Source organism: Paracoccus sp. MKU1 (assembly GCF_001447385.1).
Lineage (GTDB): Bacteria > Pseudomonadota > Alphaproteobacteria > Rhodobacterales > Rhodobacteraceae > Paracoccus.
Genome location: NZ_LLWQ01000058.1, coordinates 1 through 25,563 on the forward strand (window position 1 = coordinate 1; position 25,563 = coordinate 25,563).

29 protein-coding genes and 2 pseudogenes are annotated in these 25,563 nt (G+C 59.1%); 22 read left to right on the plus strand and 9 right to left on the minus strand.

The annotated features are described in order from the left end of the window. The 3 genes and pseudogenes from AQY21_RS29590 to AQY21_RS03350 all read left to right on the plus strand — a co-directional run. Positions 1–179, plus strand: a pseudogene (locus AQY21_RS29590) (TrbG/VirB9 family P-type conjugative transfer protein); the annotation flags it as partial. After that, positions 176–1,303 carry a TrbI/VirB10 family protein gene (locus AQY21_RS03345; RefSeq protein WP_058096405.1) on the plus strand — a complete coding sequence of 376 codons (1,128 nt, stop codon included), beginning with the start codon at positions 176–178 and terminating at the stop codon, positions 1,301–1,303. The pseudogene AQY21_RS29590 and the gene AQY21_RS03345, both read left to right, overlap by 4 nt. 2 nt (positions 1,304–1,305) lie before the next feature. Further along, positions 1,306–1,545, plus strand: a complete 240-nt coding sequence (locus AQY21_RS03350) for a DUF2274 domain-containing protein (RefSeq protein ID WP_058096406.1) — start codon at positions 1,306–1,308, stop codon at positions 1,543–1,545. On the opposite strand, the gene AQY21_RS27510 is transcribed toward AQY21_RS03350, so the two are convergent. The 6 genes from AQY21_RS27510 to AQY21_RS27515 all read right to left on the minus strand — a co-directional run bounded on the left by AQY21_RS27510 (position 1,508) and on the right by AQY21_RS27515 (position 5,754). Next, on the minus strand, positions 1,508–2,443 hold the full coding sequence (locus AQY21_RS27510; RefSeq protein ID WP_082657959.1) for a LysR family transcriptional regulator: 936 nt from the start codon (positions 2,441–2,443) through the stop codon (positions 1,508–1,510). The genes AQY21_RS03350 and AQY21_RS27510 overlap by 38 nt on opposite strands. 266 nt (positions 2,444–2,709) lie before the next feature. Then, on the minus strand, positions 2,710–3,198 hold the full coding sequence (locus AQY21_RS03355) for a peroxiredoxin (RefSeq protein ID WP_058096407.1): 489 nt from the start codon (positions 3,196–3,198) through the stop codon (positions 2,710–2,712). Positions 3,199–3,249: 51 nt separating this feature from the next. After that, a complete protein-coding gene (gene msrA, locus AQY21_RS03360; RefSeq protein ID WP_036749124.1) occupies positions 3,250–3,762 on the minus strand; it encodes a peptide-methionine (S)-S-oxide reductase MsrA in 513 nt (170 codons plus the stop codon). After that, positions 3,763–4,209: a peptide-methionine (R)-S-oxide reductase MsrB gene (gene msrB / locus AQY21_RS03365; protein ID WP_036749127.1), complete on the minus strand. Its 447-nt coding sequence runs from the start codon at positions 4,207–4,209 to the stop codon at positions 3,763–3,765. 127 nt (positions 4,210–4,336) lie between these two features. Beyond that, a complete protein-coding gene (locus tag AQY21_RS03370) occupies positions 4,337–5,209 on the minus strand; it encodes a LysR family transcriptional regulator (RefSeq protein WP_036749130.1) in 873 nt (290 codons plus the stop codon). 17 nt (positions 5,210–5,226) lie between these two features. Continuing rightward, positions 5,227–5,754 carry a MarR family winged helix-turn-helix transcriptional regulator gene (locus tag AQY21_RS27515; protein ID WP_082657960.1) on the minus strand — a complete coding sequence of 176 codons (528 nt, stop codon included), beginning with the start codon at positions 5,752–5,754 and terminating at the stop codon, positions 5,227–5,229. 141 nt (positions 5,755–5,895) lie between these two features. On the opposite strand from AQY21_RS27515, the gene AQY21_RS03375 reads away from it, so the two are divergent. From AQY21_RS03375 to AQY21_RS03400, 6 genes are all read left to right on the plus strand, one after another. Then, positions 5,896–6,501 carry a molybdopterin-dependent oxidoreductase gene (locus AQY21_RS03375; protein ID WP_058096408.1) on the plus strand — a complete coding sequence of 202 codons (606 nt, stop codon included), beginning with the start codon at positions 5,896–5,898 and terminating at the stop codon, positions 6,499–6,501. Further along, positions 6,494–7,234 (plus strand): ferredoxin reductase, encoded by a 741-nt coding sequence (locus AQY21_RS03380; RefSeq protein WP_058096409.1) that lies wholly within the window; start codon positions 6,494–6,496, stop codon positions 7,232–7,234. The genes AQY21_RS03375 and AQY21_RS03380 overlap by 8 nt, the downstream gene beginning before the upstream one ends. 209 nt (positions 7,235–7,443) lie before the next feature. Then, a complete protein-coding gene (locus AQY21_RS03385; RefSeq protein WP_058096410.1) occupies positions 7,444–7,935 on the plus strand; it encodes a Spy/CpxP family protein refolding chaperone in 492 nt (163 codons plus the stop codon). A 77-nt stretch (positions 7,936–8,012) separates the two neighbouring features. Further along, complete coding sequence (locus tag AQY21_RS27520) at positions 8,013–8,546, plus strand: cytochrome b (RefSeq protein WP_082657961.1); 534 nt, start codon at positions 8,013–8,015, stop codon at positions 8,544–8,546. A gap of 19 nt (positions 8,547–8,565) precedes the next feature. Further along, entirely contained in the window at positions 8,566–9,264 is a 699-nt protein-coding gene (locus AQY21_RS03395) for a response regulator (RefSeq protein WP_058096412.1), read from the plus strand. 2 nt (positions 9,265–9,266) lie between these two features. Further along, positions 9,267–10,511 carry a HAMP domain-containing sensor histidine kinase gene (locus tag AQY21_RS03400; RefSeq protein ID WP_058096413.1) on the plus strand — a complete coding sequence of 415 codons (1,245 nt, stop codon included), beginning with the start codon at positions 9,267–9,269 and terminating at the stop codon, positions 10,509–10,511. A 29-nt stretch (positions 10,512–10,540) separates the two neighbouring features. Here AQY21_RS03400 and AQY21_RS03405 read toward each other — a convergent pair whose 3' ends face one another. Continuing rightward, entirely contained in the window at positions 10,541–11,440 is a 900-nt protein-coding gene (locus tag AQY21_RS03405; protein ID WP_058096414.1) for a LysR family transcriptional regulator, read from the minus strand. 97 nt (positions 11,441–11,537) lie between these two features. On the opposite strand from AQY21_RS03405, the gene AQY21_RS03410 reads away from it, so the two are divergent. From AQY21_RS03410 to AQY21_RS03440, 7 genes are all read left to right on the plus strand, one after another. Next, entirely contained in the window at positions 11,538–12,215 is a 678-nt protein-coding gene (locus tag AQY21_RS03410) for a peroxiredoxin-like family protein (RefSeq protein ID WP_058096415.1), read from the plus strand. 94 nt (positions 12,216–12,309) lie between these two features. Then, complete coding sequence (locus AQY21_RS03415; RefSeq protein ID WP_203416358.1) at positions 12,310–13,146, plus strand: SDR family NAD(P)-dependent oxidoreductase; 837 nt, start codon at positions 12,310–12,312, stop codon at positions 13,144–13,146. Positions 13,147–13,304: 158 nt separating this feature from the next. Further along, the gene (locus AQY21_RS03420) at positions 13,305–13,877 is read left to right on the plus strand and encodes a hypothetical protein (RefSeq protein ID WP_058096417.1); all 573 of its coding nucleotides are present in this window, start codon (positions 13,305–13,307) and stop codon (positions 13,875–13,877) included. A 73-nt stretch (positions 13,878–13,950) separates the two neighbouring features. After that, the gene (locus AQY21_RS03425; RefSeq protein ID WP_058096418.1) at positions 13,951–14,397 is read left to right on the plus strand and encodes a hypothetical protein; all 447 of its coding nucleotides are present in this window, start codon (positions 13,951–13,953) and stop codon (positions 14,395–14,397) included. Positions 14,398–14,760: 363 nt separating this feature from the next. Beyond that, a complete protein-coding gene (locus AQY21_RS03430; RefSeq protein ID WP_058096419.1) occupies positions 14,761–15,747 on the plus strand; it encodes an MDR family oxidoreductase in 987 nt (328 codons plus the stop codon). Between the two features lie 77 nt (positions 15,748–15,824). Continuing rightward, on the plus strand, positions 15,825–16,778 hold the full coding sequence (locus tag AQY21_RS03435; RefSeq protein WP_058096420.1) for a YeeE/YedE thiosulfate transporter family protein: 954 nt from the start codon (positions 15,825–15,827) through the stop codon (positions 16,776–16,778). A gap of 23 nt (positions 16,779–16,801) precedes the next feature. Next, on the plus strand, positions 16,802–17,461 hold the full coding sequence (locus AQY21_RS03440) for an RraA family protein (RefSeq protein ID WP_058096427.1): 660 nt from the start codon (positions 16,802–16,804) through the stop codon (positions 17,459–17,461). Positions 17,462–17,490: 29 nt separating this feature from the next. Here the strand turns inward: AQY21_RS03440 and AQY21_RS03445 are convergent, their stop codons facing one another. After that, positions 17,491–18,078, minus strand: a complete 588-nt coding sequence (locus AQY21_RS03445; protein WP_082657964.1) for a TetR/AcrR family transcriptional regulator — start codon at positions 18,076–18,078, stop codon at positions 17,491–17,493. Between the two features lie 159 nt (positions 18,079–18,237). On the opposite strand from AQY21_RS03445, the gene AQY21_RS03450 reads away from it, so the two are divergent. Next, a complete protein-coding gene (locus AQY21_RS03450; RefSeq protein WP_058096421.1) occupies positions 18,238–18,636 on the plus strand; it encodes a RidA family protein in 399 nt (132 codons plus the stop codon). Between the two features lie 287 nt (positions 18,637–18,923). Continuing rightward, the gene (locus tag AQY21_RS03455; RefSeq protein ID WP_058096422.1) at positions 18,924–19,895 is read left to right on the plus strand and encodes an LLM class oxidoreductase; all 972 of its coding nucleotides are present in this window, start codon (positions 18,924–18,926) and stop codon (positions 19,893–19,895) included. Positions 19,896–20,030: 135 nt separating this feature from the next. On the opposite strand, the gene AQY21_RS03460 is transcribed toward AQY21_RS03455, so the two are convergent. Continuing rightward, positions 20,031–21,157 (minus strand): IS3 family transposase gene (locus AQY21_RS03460; RefSeq protein WP_152988094.1). Its coding sequence is split into 2 segments (ribosomal slippage): positions 20,031–20,917 and positions 20,917–21,157, totalling 1,128 coding nucleotides; the frame shifts between segments, so codons are not numbered across the junction. Positions 21,158–21,225: 68 nt separating this feature from the next. On the opposite strand from AQY21_RS03460, the gene AQY21_RS03470 reads away from it, so the two are divergent. The 4 genes and pseudogenes from AQY21_RS03470 to AQY21_RS03485 form a co-directional block, all read left to right on the plus strand. Then, on the plus strand, positions 21,226–21,849 hold the full coding sequence (locus AQY21_RS03470) for an SDR family oxidoreductase (protein WP_255374788.1): 624 nt from the start codon (positions 21,226–21,228) through the stop codon (positions 21,847–21,849). A gap of 121 nt (positions 21,850–21,970) precedes the next feature. Further along, positions 21,971–22,276 carry a helix-turn-helix transcriptional regulator gene (locus AQY21_RS03475; protein WP_058096425.1) on the plus strand — a complete coding sequence of 102 codons (306 nt, stop codon included), beginning with the start codon at positions 21,971–21,973 and terminating at the stop codon, positions 22,274–22,276. Between the two features lie 551 nt (positions 22,277–22,827). Beyond that, the gene (locus AQY21_RS03480; RefSeq protein ID WP_058096426.1) at positions 22,828–25,101 is read left to right on the plus strand and encodes a hypothetical protein; all 2,274 of its coding nucleotides are present in this window, start codon (positions 22,828–22,830) and stop codon (positions 25,099–25,101) included. Positions 25,102–25,364: 263 nt separating this feature from the next. Beyond that, positions 25,365–25,563 (plus strand): annotated as a pseudogene (locus tag AQY21_RS03485) (IS21 family transposase); the annotation flags it as partial.

A 25,563-nucleotide genomic window follows, 5' to 3' on the forward strand; every position in this document is an offset into this window, starting at 1 on the left:
CGCAGATCGTCAATTCCCGTATTCACCAGAACGTGCTGATCGTGGACCGCCTGTTCGGGGCGGCCGAGTTGCGCCTTGGCAGCGGCGACCGTCAGCAGGTCGTCAGGATCGTCCGCATGGAACAGACGCAGGCGGCCACGCAACCGGTCGGCACGTCCACGGGAGGATCGTCCTCATGAGCAAGACCGACACCGCCGCGCCCATGCGGCTGCGCGCAGAAGCCCCCCGCGTCACCCGCCTATCCCGCAAGATGCTGGCTGGCGTCGGAGCCGTCGCCCTGCTCGGCATAGGCGGGGCGCTGATCTACGCACTCCAGACTCGCGATGTTGCGCCGGGTGGCGGCGAGCTCTATTCGACCGAGAATCGGCCCACGGCGGACGGCCTGGCCGGCCTGCCGAGTGACTATAGCGGCCCGGTCCTTGGCCCCGCGCTGCCGGGTGATCTCGGTCGTCCGATCCTTGAGGCGCAGAACCGGGGCCAGCCAGTTGCCGCACCCGCCATCACCGCGCCAGCGGTCGATCCAGACGAACAGCGCCGTCTTGCCGAGGAAGAAGCCGCACGGTTGAGCAGCATCTTTTTCCAGTCCGGCCCGCGCACGGAAGCACCGGCAGGAACGGCTATGCCCAGCCTGGCTGGTCTCGGCGCGCAGCCGGATGCGGCAGGGCAGAACCGTCACGCGGCTTTCCTCAACGGCCCGGTGGACCGGCAGACCGTCGCCCCGGATCGCCTCACGCCCCCGGCATCGCCCTATATTCTTCAGGCGGGCGCCGTCATTCCGGCCGCGCTCATTACCGGCATCCGGTCGGACCTTCCCGGTCAGATCACGGCGCAAGTGACCGAAAACGTCTATGACAGCCCGACCGGCTCGCTGCTCCTGATCCCGCAGGGAACCCGTATCATCGGCCAGTATGATGATGGCGTGACCTTCGGCCAACGCCGCGTGCTCCTTGTGTGGAATCGCCTGATCCTGCCCGACGGCCGGTCCATCGTGCTGGAGCGCCTGCCGGGCGCCGACGCCGGCGGCTATGCCGGTCTTGAGGATGGCGTCGATTATCACTGGTGGGATTTGATGAAGGCGGCTGGCCTCTCCACGCTTCTCGGGATCGGCGCGGAACTGGCAACCAGCGACGAAGACCGGCTGATCCGTGCCATCCGCGAAGGGGCGCAGGACACCGTCAATCAGGCGGGGCAGCAGATCGTGCAGCGCCAGTTGCAGGTTGCGCCGACATTAACGATCCGACCGGGCTTCCCGGTCAGGATCATCGTGACTCGCGATTTAGTGCTCCAGCCGACAGGAGGTTGATCATGACCAAGTTGAAACTCGGCCCGCTGCCCGACGACAAGCCCGTGAAGGTCACACTGGAATTGCCCGCGACGCTTAACCACGACCTGATCGACTACGCCGATGTGCTGGCCCGTGAAACCGGCAAGCCCGTCGCCGATCCCTTGAAGCTGATCGTGCCGATGCTGGAGCGGTTCATCGCCACGGATCGCGGGTTTAGAAAGGCTAAGCGCTCGATACCGCCTGCGAGTAGTCAGAGCTGACGGCGATTGTCCTTGCCAGACTGAGTAGCCGACGAAAGGCGGGGTTATCATTGTTAGTCGACCACACCGCTGAGAATGGCAACAACTCGCCGACGATGGGCTTGTAAACCACCCCAGCGAACCGTGCTGATGTCATGGCCTCGCTCACGACAGTCAATCCTTGACCGAGTGCGACGAGAGCTATGAGATTGTCTCGGCTGGTGTGTTGTACCTTTATTTCGGGATGTCTGCCGAGGTCAGCCAGATATCGAACAAGATAGGCGTGGATTTCTTGTCCTGGCGCTGACTCGCTAACAACGAACGTTTCGTCGTGTAGATCACGCCATTCAAGTTCTTTCCGATTGGCCAATGGATGGTGGGCGGGCAGAACTGCAAATACGCGCTCCTCCCACAGAGGGGTTCGCTCGCACCCCGGCCAATCTCGTGTACCGGCGACAAACGCTACATCGAGGCTGAGATTTCGGATTGCTACAACGTGGTCTGCGGGGTTTCCGTCGACCAACTCTATTGTTACCTGCCCGTGGCGTTGGCCGAAGGTGCCCAACAGTTCCGCGAGGAAGCCGGAAGCAATTGAGGAATAAACGCCAATACGGATTCGACCCTGCTCGGAGCGACCCGCAAGCGCTACGTCGTATGCACCTTCTGCAATGCTCCGCATAGCTTCTCGTGCGCGCCTGAGAAAGCGTCGACCTGCATAGGTTTGAGACACGCCCCAGGAGTGTCGGTGAAATAGTGACGCTCCAATCTGGTCCTCAAGGTCGGCGATACACCGGCTTACTGCCGACTGTGAGAGGCCCAGGCCAATTCCCGCCTTGCGAAAGCTACCTTGTTCGGCCGCCGCCAGAAAATATCTAAGATGGCAAAGCTCGATTGCCTCAACGCTTTTCGACAACACCATTAGGAGACCCTCGCCAATTTAGGCTCAAGCAAGCTGTCGTCGCGCTTATGCGAGTCGGGCCAAGCAAAAGTGCCTGCGGGCTCGTTGCCGGCTCCGCGACGCACGCATAGTGGTGACCGCCAGGGCCTTATGTGTTCGCTATTTCCTGGCGGACGCATCCATAGCGTCGTTGATATAGTGTTTGACATGAAACACTTCCCCTTGCCGCCCTATCGACCATCATGGCGTGCGTTCAGCGATGGATTTATTCTGCCGTCTCCATTGACTCACCCGACGGATGCTCCAAGCGCGTGGACCAAGGCATCCGCCTCCAGCCGAAACCCGTCGTAAACAACGCGGCCGTCGGGCGCGATCACAACAAACCAGGGCGTCCCACCCGTTTGAAACGCCTCCATAATCGCCGGCACGGTTTCGCCTTGCCCCTTACCGGGAGCGGCGTGCCCAAAGGGGATGCTCAGTCCATATCGTGACTGGTTTTCCCGCAAACGGTCGAAGGTGTTCAGATCCGAGCCTTCGAACACCGTCTGCACGGCGGCAAAGCCAACGCCTTTGTTTCCGAGATTGTCTGCAAGTGTCACAAGCGTGGGAAAACCATGTGTGTGACAGCCGGCGCACCAGTCTTGAAAGAAATACAGGATCTTGAAGCCCGTACCCAGCTCTTCCAGAGACAGCGGATCACGCTGATTGCCATTCCCATCGATCCACTGAACATTCTCCAACGGCGGAGATGGCGACCCTACAATTCCAGTTTTCATGATGTTCTCCCGTTGGTGGCTCGCGGCATTGCACCGCGAGCCACATACCTGTTAGGCCGCCGTGTCTGTTCGGCGCGGCAGAACCCAGTTGGGGCGCGCGAAATGGCACGAGTATCCGTGCGGGATGCGCTCCAGGTAATCCTGGTGTTCCGGCTCGGCTTCCCAGAAGTCACCTACCGGCTCGACCTCCGTGACCACCTTGCCGGGCCACAAGCCGGAAGCTTCGACGTCCGCGATCGTATCCAGAGCAACATTCTTCTGTTCGTCACTCGTGAAGTAGATCGCTGAGCGATAGCTCTTACCGAAGTCATTGCCCTGCTGATCCAGCGTGGTCGGATCATGGATCTGGAAAAAGAACTCCAGCAGTCGGCGATAGCTGATTTTCTGAGGATCGAAGATGATCTCGATCGCCTCGGCATGCGTTCCGTGATTGCGATAGGTCGCATTGGGCACGTCCCCGCCGGTATAACCGACTCTCGTTGAGATCACGCCCCACTTCTTTCGAATGAGATCCTGCATGCCCCAAAAGCAGCCACCAGCCAGTACAGCACGTTCGGTTGTCATCTAGATATCCTCTACCTGGTTGAGATAGTCACCGTATCCTTGCGCCTCCATCTCCTCGCGTGGGATGAAGCGCAGCGACGCGGAATTGATGCAGTAGCGCAAGCCGCCACGGTCGGTCGGCCCGTCAGGGAAGACGTGGCCAAGATGGCTATCGCCATGTGTCGAGCGCACTTCCGTGCGGACCATGCCGTGACTGGTGTCACGCAGCTCGTTGATGTTCAGCGGCTCGATCGGCTTCGTGAAGCTGGGCCAGCCACAACCGGACTCGAATTTGTCCGACGATGCGAACAAAGGTTCACCCGAGACGATGTCGACGTAGATGCCGGCCTCATCATTGTGGAGAAGAGCACCGGTGCCCGGCCGCTCGGTGCCGCTTTGCTGCGTCACCCGGTATTCCTCGGGTGAGAGCCTTGCGATCGCGGCGTCTGTTTTCTTGTATGTAGCCATGTTTTTCTCCTTCGAATGTCTGCCGCTAAAGTGGCTATTCAATCCGAAGGTGTCCAATACGGCACGGCTATAGTTTCAATGCTTCGCCTCAGTGTTGCCAGCGGTCAAGCCAACGCGATGGTCTACACTACCACCCATGGCGTTCGACCAGCATTCGAAGCTGGCGCAGGACCGCCGCTGTTCCTGAGCCAGAAACTGACTGGAAACCGATCGTCCGGGTAAGGTCGAGCGTTTCAACCGGGCGCAGGGTCAGGCCGGCGACGATGGCCGAGTTTTCGGGCAGCATGCAGACACCGGCACCTTCGGCCACCGCCTGCTGGATTAGATCCTCCCGTTCAGATCTTAGCCGCGGGACCATGACGATAGCGCGTTCGCGAAGATGCTCGTTGACGCGAGAGCGAAATTCACAATGAAGGCGATCAAGATAAGGTTGCTCAGCGAGTTCGGCGAGCGAGATCACTTCCCGACCGGCTAAAGGGTGCTGCTCCGCCATGGCCAATAACAGCCGCTCGCGGAACATCTCAGCGGTGGCGATCTTGGCGTTACCCGCCATCGGATCGGAACAGAAGCAGCCATCGAGCCGACCGCTCAGCAGACACTCAACGGCCTCTTCGCGGGTGATCGGCCGGACAACCAGTTCGAGCATTGGCAACTGTTGCAGGGCATGGGCGATGAACCCAGTGATTAGCCTTGGTGCAATCGTGTTGACGACGCCCACGGTTAACGTCTCTCGTCTTCCCCGAACCCGATTGAGGGAGAGTGCGCGGACCCGCTGTTCACCTTCCGCTATCGAAGCAAACTCTGAACGGATATCACGGCCTAGAGCTGTGAGACGGCTGTCTTTCCCATCACGATAAACCAGGGTGCCACCCAGTTCCTCCTCAAGTCGTTGGATCGCGCGTGTGAGCGTGGGTTGCGAAACACCGCTGCGCATGGCCGCTTCGGTGAAGTTCAGAGAATCCGCCAGATTCAGGAAATATCGTATCTGATTGAACTCCATGCCTACCGCCGTTCTGTCTATTGTTTCATTACTATGGGGCCGAACGTTTCCATTGGACATGAGGTGCAACGTTTCTCGTCGCAATATCGGCATGTCGTCAGCGCGGAAAGTGGGTCGCTCGCCAGCGCTGCAACCAAGGTCTCGGCGACACTCTCGAAAGCAGCGAGATGCTCGTGTGGCACGTGTCCGACTGCCCACGTCAGCGCTTCTCGACGATGTTCCAGCACCTGTTCGCGCTGTTGTTTCGCGCTGGGCGTCAAGACGAGGTTGAAGGCTCGGCGATCAGTGCGTGAAGGGCGTTTCTCGACAAGCCCCCGTTCTAGCAAACGGTCGACCAACCGGACAGCTCCACCATGCGTGATGGTCAGAACCCGGCTCAACTGTTCAATCGTCATTCCGGGGGCATGACCGATCGCTACCAGGGCGGCAACGGTTCCTCCACCGTCCTGCATTGTTTGCGCAATCGCGGCGTGCATGCGGTCGTTTACCCCTACGGCCAAGGCGCCCAGAAGGTTCACCAGCCGCTCGGAGACGTTTCTATCCATTGCGCTCTCAGCCACACAGCGTTATAACTATGAGTCAGTCATATATTATCTGCTGCGACAGGTCGAGGTCTGTGTAAAGCGGCCTTTTCAGGCCGGAACATCTCCGCGGGTGTCGACTCACTAGAAGCAAGGGGACTTCGAATGGCTACCAGAGGGTTCACCGGCCGCCCATCGGGAGGAGACCAGTCGGAACGGATTCCGCCCGGTCAACATCTTGTCGACTATTTTCCTGTCCTCACCGCAGGGCCGACGCCGAACATCGAGCCGGGGGACTGGAAATTCACACTCAAGATCGGCCCACGGCCCGTGAAGGCTTGGAATTGGGCGGAGTTCAACTCCCTGCCGATGACGAAGATGACGCGGGATATCCACTGCGTGACGTCTTGGTCGAAGCTGAACACCGCATGGGAAGGTGTGCTGATCGACGATATCCTTGCCGACGCCGGAGTCGAGCATCCTACCGACTTCCTTCTCGCCCACAGCTTCGATGGATACTCGACCAATGTCCCGCTAGCGGATCTGGCGTCCGGCAAGGCGATGGTCGCGTTGAAGTATGAAGGAAAAGCGATCCCGCGCGATCATGGAGGACCCGCACGCCTGCTCGTTCCACACCTTTACTTCTGGAAGTCTGCAAAATGGGTGAACGGGCTCCAGTTCACTGAACGCGATGAGCCCGGATTTTGGGAACTGCGCGGCTATCATATCTACGGCGATCCGTGGAAGGAGCAGCGATATTCCGGTGATTGAGCATACCACGCCGATCGGTTGGCAGATCGGAACGATCTCCGAGATCGTCCAACGCACGCCGAGCATCAAGAGCTTTTTTCTGCGTCTGGCACAGCCTTTCACGCATGTCGCCGGACAGCATGTCGACATTCGACTGACGGCCCCCGATGGATACTCGGCGATGCGAAGCTACTCGATCGCATCCGATCCATCTCGCTCTGACACTATTGAGCTCGTCATCGAAAACCTGCAGGGCGAGGTCTCTGCCTATTTCCACGAAGTCGCCGTCGCTGGAGACGAAATTGAACTGCGCGGTCCCCTAGGGGGCCACTTCTTGTGGCCGGAGCACGAAAGCGGCCCAATCCTTTTGATCGGCGCGGGGTCCGGTGTGGCGCCGTTCATGTCGATGATCCGGCACAGGCGCTCAGGCGCACTCATCGTTCCGACAGCGCTTCTCCTCTCCGCTCGTACGAGAAACGACGCCCTATTCGCCGAGGAACTCATTTCCAGCGAAGACGGCGACCCCAACTTCGTACTGGCATTGGCGATTACCCGCGAGGCACCTTGGCGGGCCTCGGATTTTTCGCGTCGGGTCGACGAAGCAATGATCACGGACGTCGTTGGCCGCATGCCTTCCGCGCCTGCGCATGTCTTCATCTGCGGATCGAACGGTTTCGTGAATGTTGCCGCTGATGGCGTTCTCGCTTCGGGACTGGCCCCGAGTGTGATCAAAACTGAGCGGTATGGGGGGTGAGGGCTCTGGCGGGCGCATCGCGTACAGCACGAAATATTTTCACAAGAGCCGGTCTCTTCCGCCTAACCACGACGGCGCAGCCATCGCTTGTGTTTTGAACAACTCCATCACTTCACAAATCTTCACATAGGCCATGAACGGCGGAAACGCCGGGTCAGCATCTTCGGTTCGTCGCGGCAATCAAGCCGTGGCTGACAAGGAGACATGACATGGCAAAAGAACGTAGCCGCTTTCGTGTGACGCTTCTGGCCAGCGCAGTTGTCGTCGGGGGGCTCGGTCTCATCGGGGCTATCGGAGCAGTACAAGCGCACGGCCCTTTCAATACGATGAGAGGGTTCGGTCCAGGCTTTTCTGGGCACTTCGCCAGCTCGGTGCTTGAGGAGGCGCTGGTATCGGTCGATGCAACCGACTTACAGCGTGAACAAATCCGCAGCATTCTCGATGACGCGAGCGCCGAAATACGCTTGAGAATGTCGGAAGCTGGCACTCGCAAGCAGCAGTTCGCATCGCTCCTTGCAGCCGAAACCATCGAGGCTGCGGCTTTTGAAAGCCTGCGTCAGGAAATGCTCGAAACCGGTGACACCGTTTCAGCCCGGGCTCTAGAGGCATTCCTTGATGTCGCAGAGGTACTCACGGCCGAGCAACGAGCAGAACTCATTAGGCGGCGTAGCGGTTTTGGTCACGGCTTTGGGGGCAACTGAATGCGAACGGCGTCAACGCCGGAAGGTCATTTGACGCCGACGCTACTCAGTCCCCAGATTCTTGGAGTTCACCTCAAATGAAAAGTCGTAATGACCGTTATGGCGGCGTAGCCGTCACAATTCACTGGCTCAGCGCGGTCGCGGTCTTCGTGGCGGTCGGCTCGGGCTTCGCAGCAGCAATGGCGGTCGATTCCGCCGATAAGGCACGGTTGCTGCAACTGCATGTTCCCATGGCGACCGCGGTCCTTGTGCTGACAGTTGTCCGTATTGCTTGGTGGCGACTGATGGACTGTAAGCCCGGACCGGTTTTAGGTGTACCAAGATGGCAGGAGAGAAGCGCGCGGGCCGTCCACGCTCTACTCTATATCATCCTCTTTCTTATGCTCGGCAGCGGCATAGCGTTGCTGGTGGTAAGCGGCGCCGGAAATGCCCTGTTCGGCGGTTACGGGACCCTTCCCGATTTCACCCAATTTGCTCCACGCACCGCCCATGGTGTCGGCGCGTTGCTCATCGTTCTTCTTATCGCGGCACATGTCGGCGCGGCGCTTTACCATCAGTTTGTTCGGCGCGACAGTATTTTGCGGCGCATGTGGTACGCACGTTCCGGTTAAATGAGGGAAAGGACGAGGTATGGCGGAGCAAATCCTGATCATCGACGACGATACGCGGCTTTCCGCCATGCTGCGTGACTATCTCCAAGGGAATGGATTCTCGGTTCAGACTGCCGCCAATGCTGCGGCAGGGCTGGCCGAGGCCGGACGCCACAGGGTGGACGCGGTGATCCTTGATGTAATGCTACCTGATCTAGATGGCTTCGATGTGCTGCGCCGGATACGCACGGCGTCGGACGTGCCGGTGCTGATGCTGACCGCCAAGGGTGATGAGACCGATCGCATCGTTGGTCTGGAGATCGGCGCCGATGACTATCTGCCCAAGCCCTTCAGCTCCCGTGAATTACTGGCCCGCCTTCGCGCCGTGCTGCGCCGCCGCACCGGTGGAGTGAACGCACCCGGCGTTCTGCATTTCGGTCGGCTGGAGATCGACCCCGGATCGCGTGAAGCCAGGCTCGACGGCATACGGTGCGACATGACCGGGCATCAATTCGATATCTTGTTAGCTCTCGGAGAGAGCGCCGGGCGCATCCTCTCGCGCGACCAGTTGCTCGATCGGGTGCGCGGGATCGGGAGCGAGGCTTTCGACCGCTCGATCGATGTGCATGTTTCCCGAATCCGCGCAGCCATCGAGGACGATCCGAAACATCCCCGCCGCATCGTAACCGTTCGCGGGGCGGGCTATGTCTTCGCCCGTCGACAGGAGGAGAACGGCTGACTATGACCAGCCGCCTATTTCTCAAGATCTATCTGACGCTTCTTGGCAGCATCGCGCTTCTCGCGGTCACCGGAATCGCAACTGTGGTGTGGCTGGTCGGATTTGGGAATGATCGAAATCTCTATACCGAACGCGCCGCGGTGCTCGCTGCCGCCTTGCCAGAAGACGCCGACTCCGTAACGCTTCAATCCACGTTGGACCGTCTCGGAATGGCAACTGGGGCAGAGCTGACCGTGCGTGACGCCGACGGCTTAGCTCTCGCGAGCTATCAGCCGTCCACACCGCCGGCACCAGGGTTCGATCCCATCACGGTCGCGCTATCTGAGGGCCGGACGCTGGTTGTCAGGCTACAGCCGCCCTTTGGCCCGCCGCGCGGCAATCCTCTTATTTTCCTCCTGGTTGTGAGCAGCCTTACCGCGCTGCTGGCCTGGCCAGTGGTTCATCACTTGACGAAGCGCCTTGAACTTTTACGGCGGAACGTCGAAGCATGGGGTACAGGCGATTTGTCGGCGCGCGCTCCAGTCCAGGGAGGTGATGAAATCGCAGTCGTGGCCAAAACCTTCAACTATGCAGCCGCGCGCGTGGAGGCGTTGATTGCATCCAATCATACGCTGTTGGCCAATGCCAGCCACGAACTGCGCTCACCGCTCGCCAGGCTGCGGTTGGTGATGGATCTGTATGAGCACGATCCGAGCGTTGAGCGGCGTGAGGAAATCTACCGCAACCTCGATGAACTCGACACGCTGGTCGGTGAAATTCTGCTCTCCAGCCGACTGAGCCACACCGATATTACCGAACCGAGTGAGCGGATCGATCTACTGGCTCTCGTGGCCGAGGAGGCCGCGCGATCAGGACTGGAGGTCTCAGGCACTTCAATGGAGGTGCTGGGCGATAGGCGTCTGCTTCACCAATTGGTGCGCAATCTGGTACAGAACGCAATGCGCCATGGCAGACTGCCGGTTGAAATCTCGGTGTCGCATGTGAAGGGTCGAGCGCAACTTGCAGTCTGCGACCATGGCCCCGGTATCCCGGCCAACGACGTCAGCAAGGTCTTCGAGCCCTTCTACCGTCCAGGCGGCTACGGGGAAGCCGCTGGTGGGTGGGGCCTCGGCCTAACCCTCGTCCGGCAAATCGCAGAGCGGCACGGCGGTACGGTTAGGGTTGATACTCGGCCGGGCAAAGGCGCGCTTTTCGTCGTCTCTTTGCCGATGGCGGAAAAGGATGTCGACAAGCACGATGGCGCATAGGGGTGGCGCGACCGCTTTCACACGTTTCTTCAAAAGCCTTGATGGACATTCGCCAATTCTATGATCAGGAAGTCGATCAAAGCTTTCACTTTTGCGGATGGGCGCGGTCCACCTGGTAAGACGGCAAAGATGTCAGCACCTTTCATCTCGTACTCAGAAAGAACCTGGCAAAGTGTTCCGGAGCGCAGTTCAGCGGAAGCCATCGCATCGGAGACCATGCAAATTCCTAGCCCGGAAACAGCGCTGGCAAGGATTCCCGAGGCGGAATCGACCTGGAAGCGAGTTTGAACGTTTACCGAGGTCACAGTCCCACTGCGTCGGAAGCTCCAATCCTCGCGACCAACGCCACCCAACCCCAATATGCAGTCGTGATTGGACAGATCGGCTGGGTTATTGGGGACGCCCCGCCGTTCCAGATAGGCCGGTGAGGCCACGACCATCCGTTTGAGGGTGGCCAATTTTCTCGCTCCAAAGCTTGAATCGTCAAGTGTGCCAACGCGAATGGCAAGATCCACTCCATCGGTGACGAGGTTCTGCCGCTCGTCAGACATCGTGATTTCAACGCGAAGATCCGGATGCATCGCCAGAAAGAGCGGCATGCAAGGAATAACCGCCCGCGTACCGTACATCACTGGCATAGCGATCCGGATCACACCGCGCAGGGAATCCGCCCCGCGTGCGGCATCCTCCGCATCCTCCCAGTCATCGATCACAGGTTTTGCACGCTCCAGGAAGATCGCGCCAGCATTCGTCAATGAGAGGTGGCGTGTCGTGCGAAGGAGCAGCTTCACGCCAAGGCGTGCTTCCAGCTCTCTGATGATACGCGATACCGAAGGCTGCGACATACGCAACTCGCGCGCGGCGCGCGAAAAGCTACCCCCTTCAGCAACACGGACAAATACGCTCAGTTCTTGCCATCGGTCACTCATTTGGATTCCGAATAAATGTTCTTCAAAATGAGCTTATACCGACAGATACACAAATAAAATACATCCTCCTTCCGTAAGGTCCACGAAGGAGAAAGCCATGACGTTGCAAGACCAACTTGATGCGTTCCGCGAGAGGTTCGAATCTGGAGAGCTGCCGAGAAAGCCGACTCAGGCCCAACTCGACACGATGCGTCGAGCGACGGCCGACCTGATAGAAAGCGGCCTGGCTGATCGCGCACTCAAGGCGGGCGAAGTCGCGCCGGATTTCAAGCTGGAGGGTGCGGACGGAAACGCTGTCAGTTCGCAGGAGCTGCTGGCAAACGGTCCATTGATCGTCAGCTTCTATCGAGGCGTCTGGTGTTCCTACTGCAACATAGACCTGAAGGCGCTCGAAGCGACACGTCCTGAATTCGAATCTCGTGGGGCGCAGCTCGTCGCCATCTCGCCGCAGACGCCTTCAAACAGTCGCAAGTCGAGGCGGGATAACGGTCTCAACTTCCCGATTCTCAGCGACAAGGGAAGCAAAGTTGCGGCGGCCTTCGGCGTTCGCTTTGCGTTGCCGAGTGATCTCGTCAATCTCTACAAAACGTTCGGCAATGATTTGCCGACCATAAACGACGATCCGTCATGGGTTTTGCCCATGCCTGCACGCTACGTCATCGGCGGCGACCGCGTTGTTGCCTACGCCGAGGTGAATCCCGATTACACGCGCCGACCGGACCCATCCATACTGCTGCCGGTGCTTGAGCGACTGAATTCATCGGTCCTCGCCTGAGTCTCATCTTCGGTTGAACCTCTGGCGCCCGCCCGTAAAGCCGGTTTGCGCCAGAGACGTCCCGTTACCAACCCGCTGTCCAGGACAACGCCGCGTGGTTCGCATCGACGCCCGCTGCTCCGATCGCGCTCGAAATCCAGAATCCAGTAAGGAAGATTTTCAAATGAATAAGCCTCTCGAAAACAAGCTCGCCCTTATCACCGGTTCCTCCAGAGGGATGGGCGCTGCGACAGCAATCCGCCTGGCTAACGACGGCGCCTCGGTTATTGTCAATTACGCTGCTAGCGCGGCGCGCGCCGACGCGGTTGTCGAAGAGATTCGTCGCACCGGCGGCAAGGCAGAAGCAGTCCGTGCCGACCTCACCACTCTCGACGGTATCGCGGTACTGGCCTCTTCCGCTGACACAGCTTTCGGAGGAGCCTTCAGCGGTCGGGTCGATATCCTGGTGAACAGTGCAGGCACCGTCGAATTCGGCCCGTTTCTTGAGTCCTCTCAGGAGGCCTACGACACTCATTTCAATCTCAATATCCGTGCGCCCGTCGAACTGACGAAGAAGCTTGCACCCCGTATGGTACAGGCTGGATGGGGGCGTATCATCAATATCAGCTCGGCCTTCGGCGAAGCGGCGCCCCTCGCTGGCGTCACGCTCTACATCGCCAGCAAGTTCGCACTGAGTGGCTTCACCCGCGGGCTTTCGCGCGAGCTAGGCCCGACTGGTGTGACCGTCAACGGCATCCAGCCAGGCCCGATCGACACCGAGCTTGCACCTCCTCCTGGGACACCAGGCTATGATGCGAACGTGGGGCTCACAAGTGTAGGCCGTTATGGAAAGGTGGAGGAAATAGCCGCAGCTATCGCTTTCCTGTGCAGCCCGGATGCTGCCTTCATCAACGGCGAAAACCTCAACGTCGACGGCGGCTGGAACGCCTGAGAAGTGATCGCGCCAGCATGGCGCGACATGCCTGCTCCGTATGAAAACTATAGTCACAGCACATTGGGAATTCGTTCGTCAGGATGCAATCATAAGCATGGTGTTCGTTGATACTTCCGGGCGCCCCTGATGAGCGAATAACACCAAAGGAGATGCAGATGAGACTAAGAGTATCTGATGTTGTTGAAGCGGTGAACCAGCTCGTAAGCCAAGGTTATGAGCGTGAATACCGCATAAGAGATGGCAGACTTTTTGATCTGGCGCTCGGCTCCGAGCTCGAGACGAGCAACATCCAAGTCGACTCCGCCCTCCGCTTGGTGAGCGGCCGGGATGGGGAGGATGCTTCAAACATCTATGCCATCTCCGACCGAGAGTCCCAAAGCAAGGGATTGCTGGTGGATGCATTCGATATATTTGAGGAGATCGGCAACAGTGGATTGGCCGACCGGCTGCTCGCAAAGCGTGACACGGATGTCGTTGGCGACAACGATGTCCCGAGCAGATACGGCCTACGCAAAGTCTACAAGCGGGAGTTCGATAACGATCCCGAGCGCTACGTACTGCGTATAGGCTTCCCGGACTTTCCTGACTGCCCGTTCGGTCAATCGTACTCGGTGCTCGGCTTTGACACCGCGGAGCAGTCGTATGTGTGGCTGGTCACGAGCATTCTGCGGGATTCCCGACTGAACCGGATACCATATCAGGGCACGGAACTCCCCGACGACGAGTGAGCACCGTCCGGCCATCAGGTAGCGTCCATGGCCGGTCGTCAGAACCCAGACAATCAGACCCCAAGGAAGAGCAATGATGGACAAGAACCTGATCAAAGAGACCATGCTTTCGCTTGAAGCTGCCGCCTTTCAGAGCGCCCGGGAAGAGTATCTCGACTATGTTGCAGACGCTCGGCTAGATCGCAGCGAGCCGATCGAAAACGATGAGCAAGCCCAGGCTGAAACAGCGAGCGATTTTTCCGAGGCTCTCGATGACACCCTTCACGACTATGGCGACAAGCTCGAAACGTTGAGAAAGATCGACTTTGGCCCGAAGTCGACCGTAACTGCTGGCGCTCTCGTCCGGCTATCGGGTCGCGACTTCGTCATAGCCGTGTCCACCGGCAGATTCACAATCGACGGTCGCGAGATGATGGGGATTTCTACGATGGCCCCGATCTTCGAAGCACTTGAAGGCGCGCGAACTGGCGAAACGGTGGAGTTCAAGGGGCGGAAGCTGGTGGTCGAAGATGTTGCCTAGCGATCGGACGACCGGCGATCCAGTGGCTCTCGGAAAAGGTCCTGGCCAGCGTTACGGATGCGCGGTGCGATCGACGTGCGAGAACGTTGATGGAAATGGTGATTTCGAAACTGCACTAGACGCTTTGCCTTCGGGCTACAGCGAAGGTGTCTACCAGGGCAGGCGGTATGGCGTCAGTGTCCGTCGATCTGACGACGGGCGGCGCAACAGCCTGTTCGCTCGCGAATTGGCGGGAGCCGATATCGTCAGTTTCAATATGTATCGTCTGGGGTCGGGCAACACGTCGCTCAAGCCCTGTGAGATGTCCACTGAGAAGGTGATCGACTTCGTTCGGGGCTTTCGGTTGCTGGGGAGGAAATCTTCATGAGTAGTTTCAAGGCGCTGGTTATAGAAAAGACCGACGACGGCCAGACTGTCGCCCTCAAGGATTTCAAGGTCGCCGATCTGATGGATGGTGACGTCACAATCAGGGTGACCCACTCCACGCTCAACTACAAGGACGGGTTGGCCTTGACCGGCAAGAGCCCGGTGGTGCGCCGGTTTCCCATGATTCCGGGAGTTGACTGCGCGGGTATCGTGGAGGCTTCCGACAACCCTGACTTTCAGGCGGGTGATCGTGTTATCCTCAACGGCTGGGGGACCGGCGAGACGCACTTGGGGTCCTATGCCGAGAAAGCAAGGGTCCGCGGCGACTGGCTTATTCCGCTGCCGAAGGGGCTTACGCCATCTCAGGCCATGGCAGTTGGTACGGCGGGCTTCACCGCAATGCTGTCGGTACTCGCGCTGGAACGGCACGGGTGCAGCCCGGCTGACGGCCCAGCGATCGTGACAGGCGCGGCTGGGGGCGTCGGCTCGATGGCTATCGCCTTTCTCGCCAAGGCCGGCTGGCACGTTGTTGCCTCGACGGGACGTGTCAGCGAAACGGATTATCTCAGTGAACTCGGAGCGACCGAGATTATCGAGCGTTCCGAGCTTTCAGGTCCGGGCCGCCCGCTGGCAAAAGAGCGTTGGGCGGTCGGAGTCGACTCGGTCGGCTCCAGCACCTTGGCCAATCTTCTTTCGAGCATTCAATACGGCGGAGCCGTCGCTGCTTGCGGCCTTGCCGGTGGCATGGATCTGCCAACCTCTGTCGCTCCTTTCATACTGCGAAGTGTGGCACTACTCGGCATCGACTCGGTGAGAGCAAGAAAGTCTTTGCGACTGGAAGCTTGGGATCGGATCGCCCGTGACCTCGACCGTGACAAGCTGGCCGCCATGACCAGTTCCATTCAGCTTGCCGACGTGCAGTCGGCCGCAACCGATATACTGGAAGGCAAGATACGTGGGCGAGTGGTCGTCGACATAGGATGAACGGCGACTGCCGAGCAACTTGTCGAATGATATCAGCGTAGCGACACGCGCCGCGACGCCCAAGCAATGGTTATGAAATGACGAGCATTTTCCCTGAACTATCGTTCTCCAGCATGTCCGCAACAGACTGGCTGGGCGCATTGTTGATTGCGGCGCTCGCGTTCATCCTCGGATTTGCGCTCAATCGCGGTTCGATATGCACCGTGATCGCTACGGCCGACTGGGTGTTGCGTAAGCGGCCTGCCAGATCGATTGCCCTGCTGGAAAGTGCTCTATGGGCGGGAGTTGTCTACGCCATTCTTGACGTCGCACCGTTCATGCCCGCAGGTTGGCTACCGATAGAATATCTGCTTGCGGGTGCAATCCTTTTCGCGCTTGGCAGCTACGTAAATGGCGCCTGCGTTTTCGGATCCATTGGCCATATCGGCAACGGTGATATCCAGGTCAGCCTGGTGTTTGTGGGCATCTTCCTTGTCACCTTCGTCGAACCGATCGCAAAACTACTTCCTGAGCACCCTCCGCTGAGCTTGCCGTTGCTCGGGGGCGCCATGCTGTTCGTTGGGCTGATCATTGTGGTCGTTGGAATCCGATTTTTTCTCGCCCGTCGCGACCGTGCCAACTTCCGTGTTCTTACCGTTTCCATGGGCCTGATTGGCGTAAGCTTTGCAACGCTCGCGAGCGTAGCGCCGCTTTTCTCGATAACGGCCTCCATCGAGGCCGTGGTGAGCGTGCCCGTTGCCGGTGCGGTCGCTGTGATGGGAATGTCTTTGGGGAGCATCGCCTCTTCACTTCTTCGCAACAGAGCGTTCCGCTTCAAGCTTCCGACCTGGGGCGGCATGCTACGTCATCTGACGGGCGGAATTCTTATGGGCCTGGGCGCAGTGCTCATTCCAGGTGGCAATGACACCCTGTTGCTGACCGGATTCCCAGGGGCGGCTTGGCAGGCATTGCTCGCATATGTGGTCATCGTCGGCGTATTGGCCGCGCTTATCGCAGGCTTTGGCTCCAAAGCCATGGCGTGGGGCGATTGAGCATAGTTTGAAAGGACCGAATGATGGAAGATATCGACGACATTTGGAAATCCGTGACATCGGCATCTGTTTGTGATGCCCTTGGGCGCATCTGCAACCACCGAGCCCACGTGCTCGATCTCGTCTCTCCGACGCCTGGGAAGGTGCTCTTTGGGCCGGCCGTCACCATGCGTATGCTGCCATTGCGCGATGATCTCTTCGACGAGAATGTAAACAGCTTCTCCCGTCTGTTTTACGAGGCCGTCGGCGCAACACCCAAAGGCAAGGTTCTCGTGTTGGACAGCAGCGGCCATTCGGACGTTTCGGTTGGCGGCGGAACGAAACTTTCGCGGCTGCACAATCTGGAACTCGCCGGCATGATCACAGACGGTCGCCTGCGCGACTTCGAGGAACTCGCGACTTACGAACCAGTCTTCTATTGCCGGGGGACCACGCTAAGGGCTGGAACGGGGGACTTAATGCCTGTCGCAGTAAACGAACCCGTCAATCTCGCGGGCGTAACGGTCGTCCCCGGCGACTACGTATTTGCCGACGGTGCCGGTACGGTCATCCTTCCGGCCGGGCTTGCGCATCAAGCGCTCAAGGCGGCACAGGAAGTCCAGGCGCAGGACAGCTACTATCTTGACGTCATCCGCGGCGAACTCCCGGCGAGCGACCGCGGATCGGCAAGCGACAAGGCATGACGGGTGGGCGTAGGGGGCAGCTAGCCTGACTACGCCAGAAGTCCCGAAGCCATAAATTGAAACGCCTCAACGGCTCTGGGAAGAGCCGCTCGCGGTTCTTCGCTCGCCGCTACCCACAAGGCGGCCGTCAACGCTGCGCCCGAAAGCAGTCGAGATGCTGCATCAACATCTACCGGCTTGATAGTCCCATCTGAGACCAACCCGGTGACGGCCTGCTTCGTCATTTGGAGACACGCATTCTGGCTCGGCCATTGCGATGGGTCGCCCAGAAAGGCCGGGCCATCCAGTAAAACGATCCGCTGGACTTCGGGTTCAAGTGCCATTTCGATATAGGCAACGCCTTCCGCCAACAATTGCTCCCACCCGCTTTTCTTCCCTAACGCTGCCTTTCGCGCACGCGTTGCCATCTCTCCATCGACCTCGGCAACGACGGCGGCCAACAGGCCCTTCTTGTCGCCAAAATTATGGTAGAGGGCGCCTCGCGTCAGCCCTGCATCGGCGGCCAAGTCGTCCATCGACGATGCGGCAAATCCTTTCTCTGCGAACGCTTTGCGCGCTGCCGCGATTAGCTTGGCACGATTCTCTTCCATCGTTTCGACGCGGCTTCGGGGGGGCATGTCCAACCTCTTCTCATATACGGTCCGTATGCAGGTTGACATACGGGCCGTATATGAATTAATTCCACATACGGCTCGTATATCAAATGTGCCAGTTGCTGTGAAGTCCCGCGGCCCGATCGGCCTTATGCGGGAGAAGAGACCTGAAAGGACCATGTCATGCCCCAGCCTCAAGCTGTTTTCCCTGCTGACCGCCACTCACTCTATGAAGCTCATGGATATTCGGCTGCGATCCGTTCTGGCGATCTGCTGTTCGTGTCTGGCCAAGTCGGTAGCCGAACTGATGGCTCACCAGAGCCGGACTATGCCGAGCAGGTTCGCCTCGCTTTCGCCAACCTGCGCGCCACTCTCGCCGCCGGGGGCTGCACGTTCGACGACATCGTCGACGTGACGACCTTCCACACCGATCCCGAGAGGCAATTCGAAACATTTATGACCGTGAAGAACGAAGCCTTCCCGCAAGCTCCGTATCCGAACTGGACGGCCATCGGCGTCAACTGGCTCGCCGGCTTCGACTTCGAGATCAAAGTTATTGCTCGCATTCCTACCGGAGCCTGACGCAGGTCAGGCCGCTACCGCGACAAAGCGTACTCGGGCGGACCATGGCTCGCCTAAGTTGCGCAGCGGTCGGCAGATAGGTCGGCCGCCTCGGCCGGTATAACGGGAGGTCGGCGATCCGCGTGTGGAGTTACGTAACCCGATTTGCCGGATCGCCACCATAAACTCCTTATGCACTACAAGAGACACTGGCCGAGCGACGCATTTCTATGTTTTGGGATATTGACATATCCCGATATCCAGTTATTGTGATGAGGAGATCAACGACAGCGAACGGAATCCAGACCATGTATCAACCCAGTCCAATCTCCTACGATCAGCACCGCGGATTCCGGCACACGTTCAGGCGTGGAAAGCTCAGCGTCGGCTTGTTTTTCCCTATCGAAGCGTTTGACGGCGATATGCCAACCATGCGCAACCAGGTTGAGCTGGCAAAGCGCTCGGAGGAGCTGGGGTTTTCAACGCTCTGGTTTCGCGATGTGCCCTTGCGCGACCCGAGCTTTGGCGATGTAGGGCAAGTTTTCGATCCGTGGGTCTATCTCGGCTTCATCGCTGCACAGACGTCGAAAATTGCGCTCGGCACCGCATCAATCGCGATCCCCCTGCGCCATCCCCTCCATACAGCGAAGGCCGCAGCTAGCGTGGACCAACTCAGTGAGGGCCGGCTGCTTCTAGGCGTCGCGTCGGGTGATCGACCTGTCGAATTTCCCGCCTTCGGGTTGGATCCTGATAAACGGGGAGAAATCTTTCGCGAGAACTTGGATATCATTCGGCGCGCGCAGCGTACCAGCTTCGAAACCCTGCAATGGGGTCGCGGACTTCTCGCAAACGCTGACTTGATCCCGAAACCGACGACGAATGAAATTCCGTTCTTCGTGACCGGAAACAGTCGTCAATCGCTTGAATGGATCGCGCGGGAAAGCAGCGGATGGATAACATATCCACGCCCGCCTCAGGCGCAGCAGCAAGTCGTGGAGAGCTGGCGCCAGACAGTCGCGACGCAAGTGGGCGACGTCTACAAGCCATTCCTCCAGTCCCTTTACATCGATCTCGACACGCATCACGCGACGCCTCCGACTCCGATCCATTTGGGGTTCAGGCTTGGGAGAGACTATCTCCTGAAGCTGCTGGAAGCCCTCGAGGGGATCGGTGTGGATCACGTCATCCTCAATCTCAAATACGGTCGTCGACCAGCTCCCGAAGTCGTCGAAGAGCTTGGCTCGCACATCGTGCCCCGGTTTGGCGCCCAAGCTGCCTGAGCCGGTACATGTCATGGGGCGCGAAGTCCCGAAAACAGCAATTCAAAGCAATTCTCCAATGGTGGAGATCGTCAAAGAAGGAGATACGTCATGACCAAGGTCTGAATAGCCCCGAGTTTCATGGACACCCTCGGGTTACATTTCCTGCTGCCGTTCGAATTCGACGGGTGACAGCATCCCGTTCCTGACGTGCTTGCGCTTCGGGTTGTAGAACATCTCGATGTAGTCGAACACGTCCTGCCTTGCCTCTTCGCGTGTTCGGTAGGTCCTTCGCCGGATTCGCTCGCGCTTGAGGAGATTGAAGAAGCTCTCTGCCACAGCGTTGTCGTGGCAGTTGCCGCGACGGCTCATCGAGTGCTCAAGATTGTGGTGCTTCAGGAAGGCCGCCCATTCCATGCTGGTGAACTGCGAGCCCTGATCCGAGTGGACCAGGACCTTGCTCTTCGGCTTTCGACGCCACACCGCCATCAGCAACGCCTGCAACACGACATCGGTGGTCTGTCGGCTCTGCAGCGACCAGCCGATGACGCGGCGTGAAAACAAGTCGATCACCACGGCCAGATAGGCGAAGCCTTCCTGGGTTCGGATGTAGGTGATGTCTGTTACCCATGCCCTGTCCGGCGCGTCGACGTCGAACTGCCGGGCAAGGGTGTTGTCGACCACGACGGACGGCTTTCCACCATAGGATCCGGGCCGGCGCTTATAGCCGATCTGCGCCTTGATCCCGGCAAGCTTTGCAAGACGGGCAACACGGTTGGCACAGGCTGTTTCTCCCTGATCGAGAAGGTCGTCGTGCAGCTTGCGATAACCATAGACCCTGCCGCTCTCTTTCCACGCCTTGCTGAGGAGTTCGGTCTGACGTGCGTCTTCCCGAGCCCGTTTGCTCAATGGGGCCTTCAGCCAGGCATAAAAACCGCTGGGTCGGATGCGCAGGCAGCGACACATCGCGCGCACAGCAAACTGCTGGCGATGCTCGGCAACAAACGCGTATCTCACTTTGCATCCTTGGCGAAATACGCGGTGGCTTTTTTTAGGATGTCGCGCTCCTCGGTGACACGCGCCAGCTCCTTCTTCAGACGACGTATCTCTGCCGCCTGATCCCCATCGCCTCCTGATGGCTTCGAGAACTTCCTGCGCCACGCGTAGAGCGAGTGCTGGCTGACACCCAGCCGCTTCGACACCTCCGCGACAGGATAACCACGCTCGGTGGTCTGCGCGACCGCATCGCGCTTGAACTCATCAGTGAAATTGCCAGACCCCATCATGGCCTCCTTGCCTCAAAATTAGGGAAGAAGGCGTCCACAAATCTAGGGGCTATTCAGTCTTGGTATTGGGCGCTGCCGGCAAGATAGCGCGCCATGCGGTGAGTCAATTTGTCGATGAGGAAGGTCTCGACCTGACCCTTTATCTGCGAAGGTCCGAGCGCCTGCGAAATCTGGCAGGAGATCGCGTCGAGATTGTTGAGGGTGACGTGACCGACACCGACCACCTGCGACAGGTCGTAGAAGGCAAGGACATCGTCTATGCCAATCTGGGAGGGGACGACATTGAAGACCAGGCAAGGTCAGTCGTCGCGGCACTGGAAGCGGCGGGTGTCGGTCGCCTGATCTGGATATCGACCCTGGGCATTTACGACGAGGTCCCAGGGGAGTTCGGTAAGTGGAATCACCAGATGCTCGACGGGGGATACCTGGAGCCCTACAGCGCGGCTGCTCAGGTTATCGAGGCTTCGAAGCTGGACTATACCATCGTGCGGCCGGCGTGGCTCACCGACGTCGACGAGGTGGAGTATGAGCTTACCCAGAAGGGCGAGCCCTTTAAGGGCACGGAAGTGTCCCGCAAGAGTATCGCCGACCTCGTGGTGAAACTGTCGCTGGACCCGACGCGCTATGTGCGCGGTTCAGTCGGTGTCAACAAGCCCGGCACCGAAGGCGACAAGCCCTCGTGGTACTAGCCCCTTCACGGTCAGCCAGCGGGAACCGGTTTGGATTCCTGCTGGTCGTGAAGATTGGCGGTCCGTTGCATACGATACCGAGGTATCGTAATATCGTGAAAAATCTCTACGGCGGAAGATCATGGCTATCGATGTCAGTGAAGCCCTCAAGGCACTCGACAATCCAGCTCGCTTGGCAATCCTGGCCAAGCTCAAGGAGCCACGAAAGAACTACCCCGAACAGGATGTCGATCCCGACGAAGTTGGGGTATGCGTGAGCATCATCCAGGAGCGCGCTGGCTTATCCCAATCGACCATTTCGCAATACTTGACGGCTTTGCAACGCGCAAAGCTGGTTACATCGCGCCGGGTCGGGCCTTGGACGTACTATAAGCGTAACGAAGAGAACATCGCTGCGTTCTTAAAAGAGTTGCATGACCTGATTTGAGATCCGTAGCAGCTCGTCTGCACGATTCCCCCAGATGCTTCTACGCTGAGTTCGCGGTGCTCTCTCTGCACCTGCCAGATTCTCGAAGACTAGGGAAATTGAAGGAAGAATAGCGCCGCCCCCACCACCCGGCTCCGTCCTTCCTCTAAGCTGCTGTCTGAAAAAGATTTGTGAGAAAGATTTGGACTTCACCTACAGCTTCCTCAGCGGTGACCATCGACGGTTCATTGCAAGAGGCTCGCAAGTAAAGATGGTTGCGCCCTCCCGCAACCATCTTTACCGGCGTCGATCGCAAGTTATGATCGACGCCGGTCCCCGCAACCATCTTTACTTGCTCGGGCAACAAGTGAAGATTAGATCCTGCCCCCGCAACCATTTACTACGCCATAGTATCCCACAATAGCCGAAAACTGCGATATTCTACTACGACGCATCGCGTTGGAGAGGGTTCGTTCTTGTTTTGTGCGGCTTGTCAGGGCGTGTAGGGTGACATTCCCTTGCGCCAGTACTTCCGATAGTTCGGCCGTCTCGCGACTATCGGAAGACAAATAATGAAATCAATACGTTCCTCCCTGACCCTGCGCAGGATCGCAGACTACTGCGACTTGAGGCTCACTCCTGTTCTCGACCCGAAGGAGGTGAGCATTGTCCGTGCGTGTCTCGCGGACTTGCTCGAACGAAACGAATACCCGCCCTATCGGGGCAGCGGCCTGGATATCAAGGCACTGGCAGATCTGCTGGGGATGGATCCTGCGCGTTTGACGTCCCTGCGCTCGAGTCTCCAGCCCATCTTTGATGCTGTCGCGAGAACTGTCGCAGAGCGACGCTTGCGTCCCGAGCCGAAATCCAGATCGATGCCTGCATCGGAGCCCGGAAGGGTGCGTGCCCACCGTAAAGTGGCAAAGGTGCAAGCTGCACCTGCAGGCGCATCCGAACGCAAGCGACCCGGCCGACAGCCACGACCTGTGGTGGAGTTCCCAGAGCCGCTTGAGACGACCTGGGACGAGCCCGACAACTTCGGTGCTGCGCTCCGGCTGCATGCTGCCCGCCATGGCGAAACCATTTATCATCTCTACAATGCCGTGGTGAGACCCGAAGATGGTGTGCATCGCAGTACCCTGATTGCGTGGGGCAGGGGCGCGAAGGCACCGCGATCAGCCATCAGCCTCGAGATCCTTCAGCGGATCGAGCGGCGCTACCGACTGCCGGATGGATACTTCGCCGGGAAGATGGGCGGCAGCCATCGCGCTCCGGGTGACTTCGACCTGAAGGAGATAGCTCCCGCCGAGCGGCGCCGGCTCGCCTGGCATCTGCCGGAAGACTTCAACCGGCGACCGCAGAGCGAACAGGCCGAAATCCTGGACTGGGTTCGCAATGTCATCATCAGCGGCTCGACCGATTATCGTCGGTATCAGACAGCAATGATGCGACAGCGGTATGCTGTCCGCTTTGTCTGCGCTTCCGGCCCGCGCCGCAAGTCATCGATCGCCACGGCGGAAGGTGAGTCCGGCATTATCAATGCGCCGAAGCGGCTGAACGATGAAATGGCCGAAATCCTGCGCTTCAAGACATCGACTTTTGCGGCCTTCGGTTTGCAGCGAAACGGGGTCTGGGGTGAAGAAACCGCCTCGCAGAAGGTCGAGCACTTCGGCCTCTGGTTCGGCGCCTTCGCCGCACCTCCGGAAAGTGAGGTGCAAGGCTATGGCGCTGATCCGAAGGCGCTGACCTTCGCCATGATGATCTTTCCGCAGGTCTGGGACTGGTATCTGCAATGGCGCGAGCATCGCCGTGGCTTTTACACCAAATGGGAGATCGACCTGCTGTCGATCGCCGCAGCGTTCTGCCGCGAGGAGACCGGGTGGCTGCGCCAGACGCCCCGCATGGCAGGCAACCTGCGGGCGATCGAGGGTCTGATCTCGGAACAGGACATTTCCGAGGCTCGCTCCGACTGGGCGCAAGCGTGTGACCGCATGTACAAGCACGCCCGGCGCCGCATGAAGGAGATTGACCGCGTGGCTCGCATCCACCGTGATCCGTTCGAGCCGATCCTGTCAGTGCTGGAAGCCCCAAGCCCAGTCGGCGAATATCGCAAGATCACCGAGGAAATTCTGCGCCGCATGCCGGATGAGCGGCATCACCCGCGTTCAGCGGCAGAAGCGGTTAGGGCCTTCCTGCTGCTGCGAATCGGGCTGCACACCGGTCTGCGCCAGAAAAACCTGCGCGAGCTTCTGCTCTGCAAGAGGGGCGATCTTCCGACAGCCGAGCGCCGGCTGGAAGACATGAAGCGCGGTGAGTTGCGCTGGAGCACACGGGATCACGGCTGGGAGATTCTGATCCCGTCGGTGGCATTCAAGAACGCCAATTCCTCGTTCTTCGGGGCGAAACCGTTTCGGTTGATCCTGCCGGATCTCGGTAGGCTCAACGAGATGATTGAGGCCTGGATCGACCGGCACAGAGCGCGGCTCATCGGCGTGGCCGCCGATCCGGGGACGTTCTTCGTCAAGACGGCGAAGATGACCAGCACCAACGCGGCCTATTGCCAGAACACCTTCTACGAGGCTTGGCGCACGGCGATCCAGCGGTACGGCATCTACAACCCCTGGACCGGGAAGGGGGCGGTCAAAGGACTTCTACCTCACGGCCCGCACAACGTTCGTGACGTGCTGGCGACGCATATCCTGAAGCAGACCGGCTCCTACGAGCAGGCCAGCTACGCGATCCAGGACACGGCGGAGATGGTCGCCCAGCACTACGGGCGCTTCCTGCCGCAGGACAAGGCCGAGATCGCAGCAAGAATCCTCAATCAGGTTTGGGAAGCAGCATAATGGCCCTGGGCCGGGGCTGCCCAGATGCCTCGGTCCAGACATGAAGGGCGGTGAGCGGACTTACGCCAGTGCAGCAACGCGGCGGCAGAGAAACGCGGACACCAGACACGCGCTTAGACGTCGCAGTGGGCAGAGCGGCGCAGAATGTTGACCGGCGTGGAATAAGGACCCCGCTTCTGGGGTGATCGGCGTCCAAAAGGGACCCCACCGACCGGGGGTTGGGTCCAAAGTGCTTCCGAGGATTATCGGAGGCCGAGCGCGGGATGCTGATCGTGGAGACAATCGCAAAAATCAGGCGGCTGCATTTTACCGAGGGCAAGGGGATCAAGACGATCTGCCGCGACCTGAAGCTGTCGAAGAAGGTGGTGCGCAAGGTGATCCGTACCGGGATAACGGAGTTCACCTACACCCGGACGGTTCAGCCACGCCCGAAGCTGGGCGCCTGGCTTGAGGAACTGAGCC

Excerpts from the sequence above, each read along its gene's own strand:
- AQY21_RS03455 (WP_058096422.1), top strand. The coding sequence starts at position 18,924 with ATGTATCAACCCAGTCCAATCTCCTACGATCAGCACCGCGGATTCCGG.
- AQY21_RS03480 (WP_058096426.1), top strand. The coding sequence starts at position 22,828 with ATGAAATCAATACGTTCCTCCCTGACCCTGCGCAGGATCGCAGACTAC.
- AQY21_RS03385 (WP_058096410.1), top strand. The coding sequence starts at position 7,444 with ATGGCAAAAGAACGTAGCCGCTTTCGTGTGACGCTTCTGGCCAGCGCA.
- AQY21_RS03405 (WP_058096414.1), bottom strand. The coding sequence starts at position 11,440 with ATGAGTGACCGATGGCAAGAACTGAGCGTATTTGTCCGTGTTGCTGAA.
- AQY21_RS03435 (WP_058096420.1), top strand. The coding sequence starts at position 15,825 with ATGACGAGCATTTTCCCTGAACTATCGTTCTCCAGCATGTCCGCAACA.
- AQY21_RS03450 (WP_058096421.1), top strand. The coding sequence starts at position 18,238 with ATGCCCCAGCCTCAAGCTGTTTTCCCTGCTGACCGCCACTCACTCTAT.
- AQY21_RS03445 (WP_082657964.1), bottom strand. The coding sequence starts at position 18,078 with ATGCCCCCCCGAAGCCGCGTCGAAACGATGGAAGAGAATCGTGCCAAG.
- AQY21_RS03410 (WP_058096415.1), top strand. The coding sequence starts at position 11,538 with ATGACGTTGCAAGACCAACTTGATGCGTTCCGCGAGAGGTTCGAATCT.
- AQY21_RS03395 (WP_058096412.1), top strand. The coding sequence starts at position 8,566 with ATGGCGGAGCAAATCCTGATCATCGACGACGATACGCGGCTTTCCGCC.
- msrB (WP_036749127.1), bottom strand. The coding sequence starts at position 4,209 with ATGGCTACATACAAGAAAACAGACGCCGCGATCGCAAGGCTCTCACCC.
- AQY21_RS03440 (WP_058096427.1), top strand. The coding sequence starts at position 16,802 with ATGGAAGATATCGACGACATTTGGAAATCCGTGACATCGGCATCTGTT.
- AQY21_RS27520 (WP_082657961.1), top strand. The coding sequence starts at position 8,013 with ATGAAAAGTCGTAATGACCGTTATGGCGGCGTAGCCGTCACAATTCAC.
- AQY21_RS03375 (WP_058096408.1), top strand. The coding sequence starts at position 5,896 with ATGGCTACCAGAGGGTTCACCGGCCGCCCATCGGGAGGAGACCAGTCG.
- AQY21_RS03355 (WP_058096407.1), bottom strand. The coding sequence starts at position 3,198 with ATGAAAACTGGAATTGTAGGGTCGCCATCTCCGCCGTTGGAGAATGTT.
- msrA (WP_036749124.1), bottom strand. The coding sequence starts at position 3,762 with ATGACAACCGAACGTGCTGTACTGGCTGGTGGCTGCTTTTGGGGCATG.
- AQY21_RS27515 (WP_082657960.1), bottom strand. The coding sequence starts at position 5,754 with ATGGATAGAAACGTCTCCGAGCGGCTGGTGAACCTTCTGGGCGCCTTG.
- AQY21_RS03425 (WP_058096418.1), top strand. The coding sequence starts at position 13,951 with ATGATGGACAAGAACCTGATCAAAGAGACCATGCTTTCGCTTGAAGCT.
- AQY21_RS03420 (WP_058096417.1), top strand. The coding sequence starts at position 13,305 with ATGAGACTAAGAGTATCTGATGTTGTTGAAGCGGTGAACCAGCTCGTA.
- AQY21_RS27510 (WP_082657959.1), bottom strand. The coding sequence starts at position 2,443 with ATGGTGTTGTCGAAAAGCGTTGAGGCAATCGAGCTTTGCCATCTTAGA.
- AQY21_RS03345 (WP_058096405.1), top strand. The coding sequence starts at position 176 with ATGAGCAAGACCGACACCGCCGCGCCCATGCGGCTGCGCGCAGAAGCC.
- AQY21_RS03400 (WP_058096413.1), top strand. The coding sequence starts at position 9,267 with ATGACCAGCCGCCTATTTCTCAAGATCTATCTGACGCTTCTTGGCAGC.
- AQY21_RS03475 (WP_058096425.1), top strand. The coding sequence starts at position 21,971 with ATGGCTATCGATGTCAGTGAAGCCCTCAAGGCACTCGACAATCCAGCT.
- AQY21_RS03370 (WP_036749130.1), bottom strand. The coding sequence starts at position 5,209 with ATGGAGTTCAATCAGATACGATATTTCCTGAATCTGGCGGATTCTCTG.
- AQY21_RS03350 (WP_058096406.1), top strand. The coding sequence starts at position 1,306 with ATGACCAAGTTGAAACTCGGCCCGCTGCCCGACGACAAGCCCGTGAAG.
- AQY21_RS03430 (WP_058096419.1), top strand. The coding sequence starts at position 14,761 with ATGAGTAGTTTCAAGGCGCTGGTTATAGAAAAGACCGACGACGGCCAG.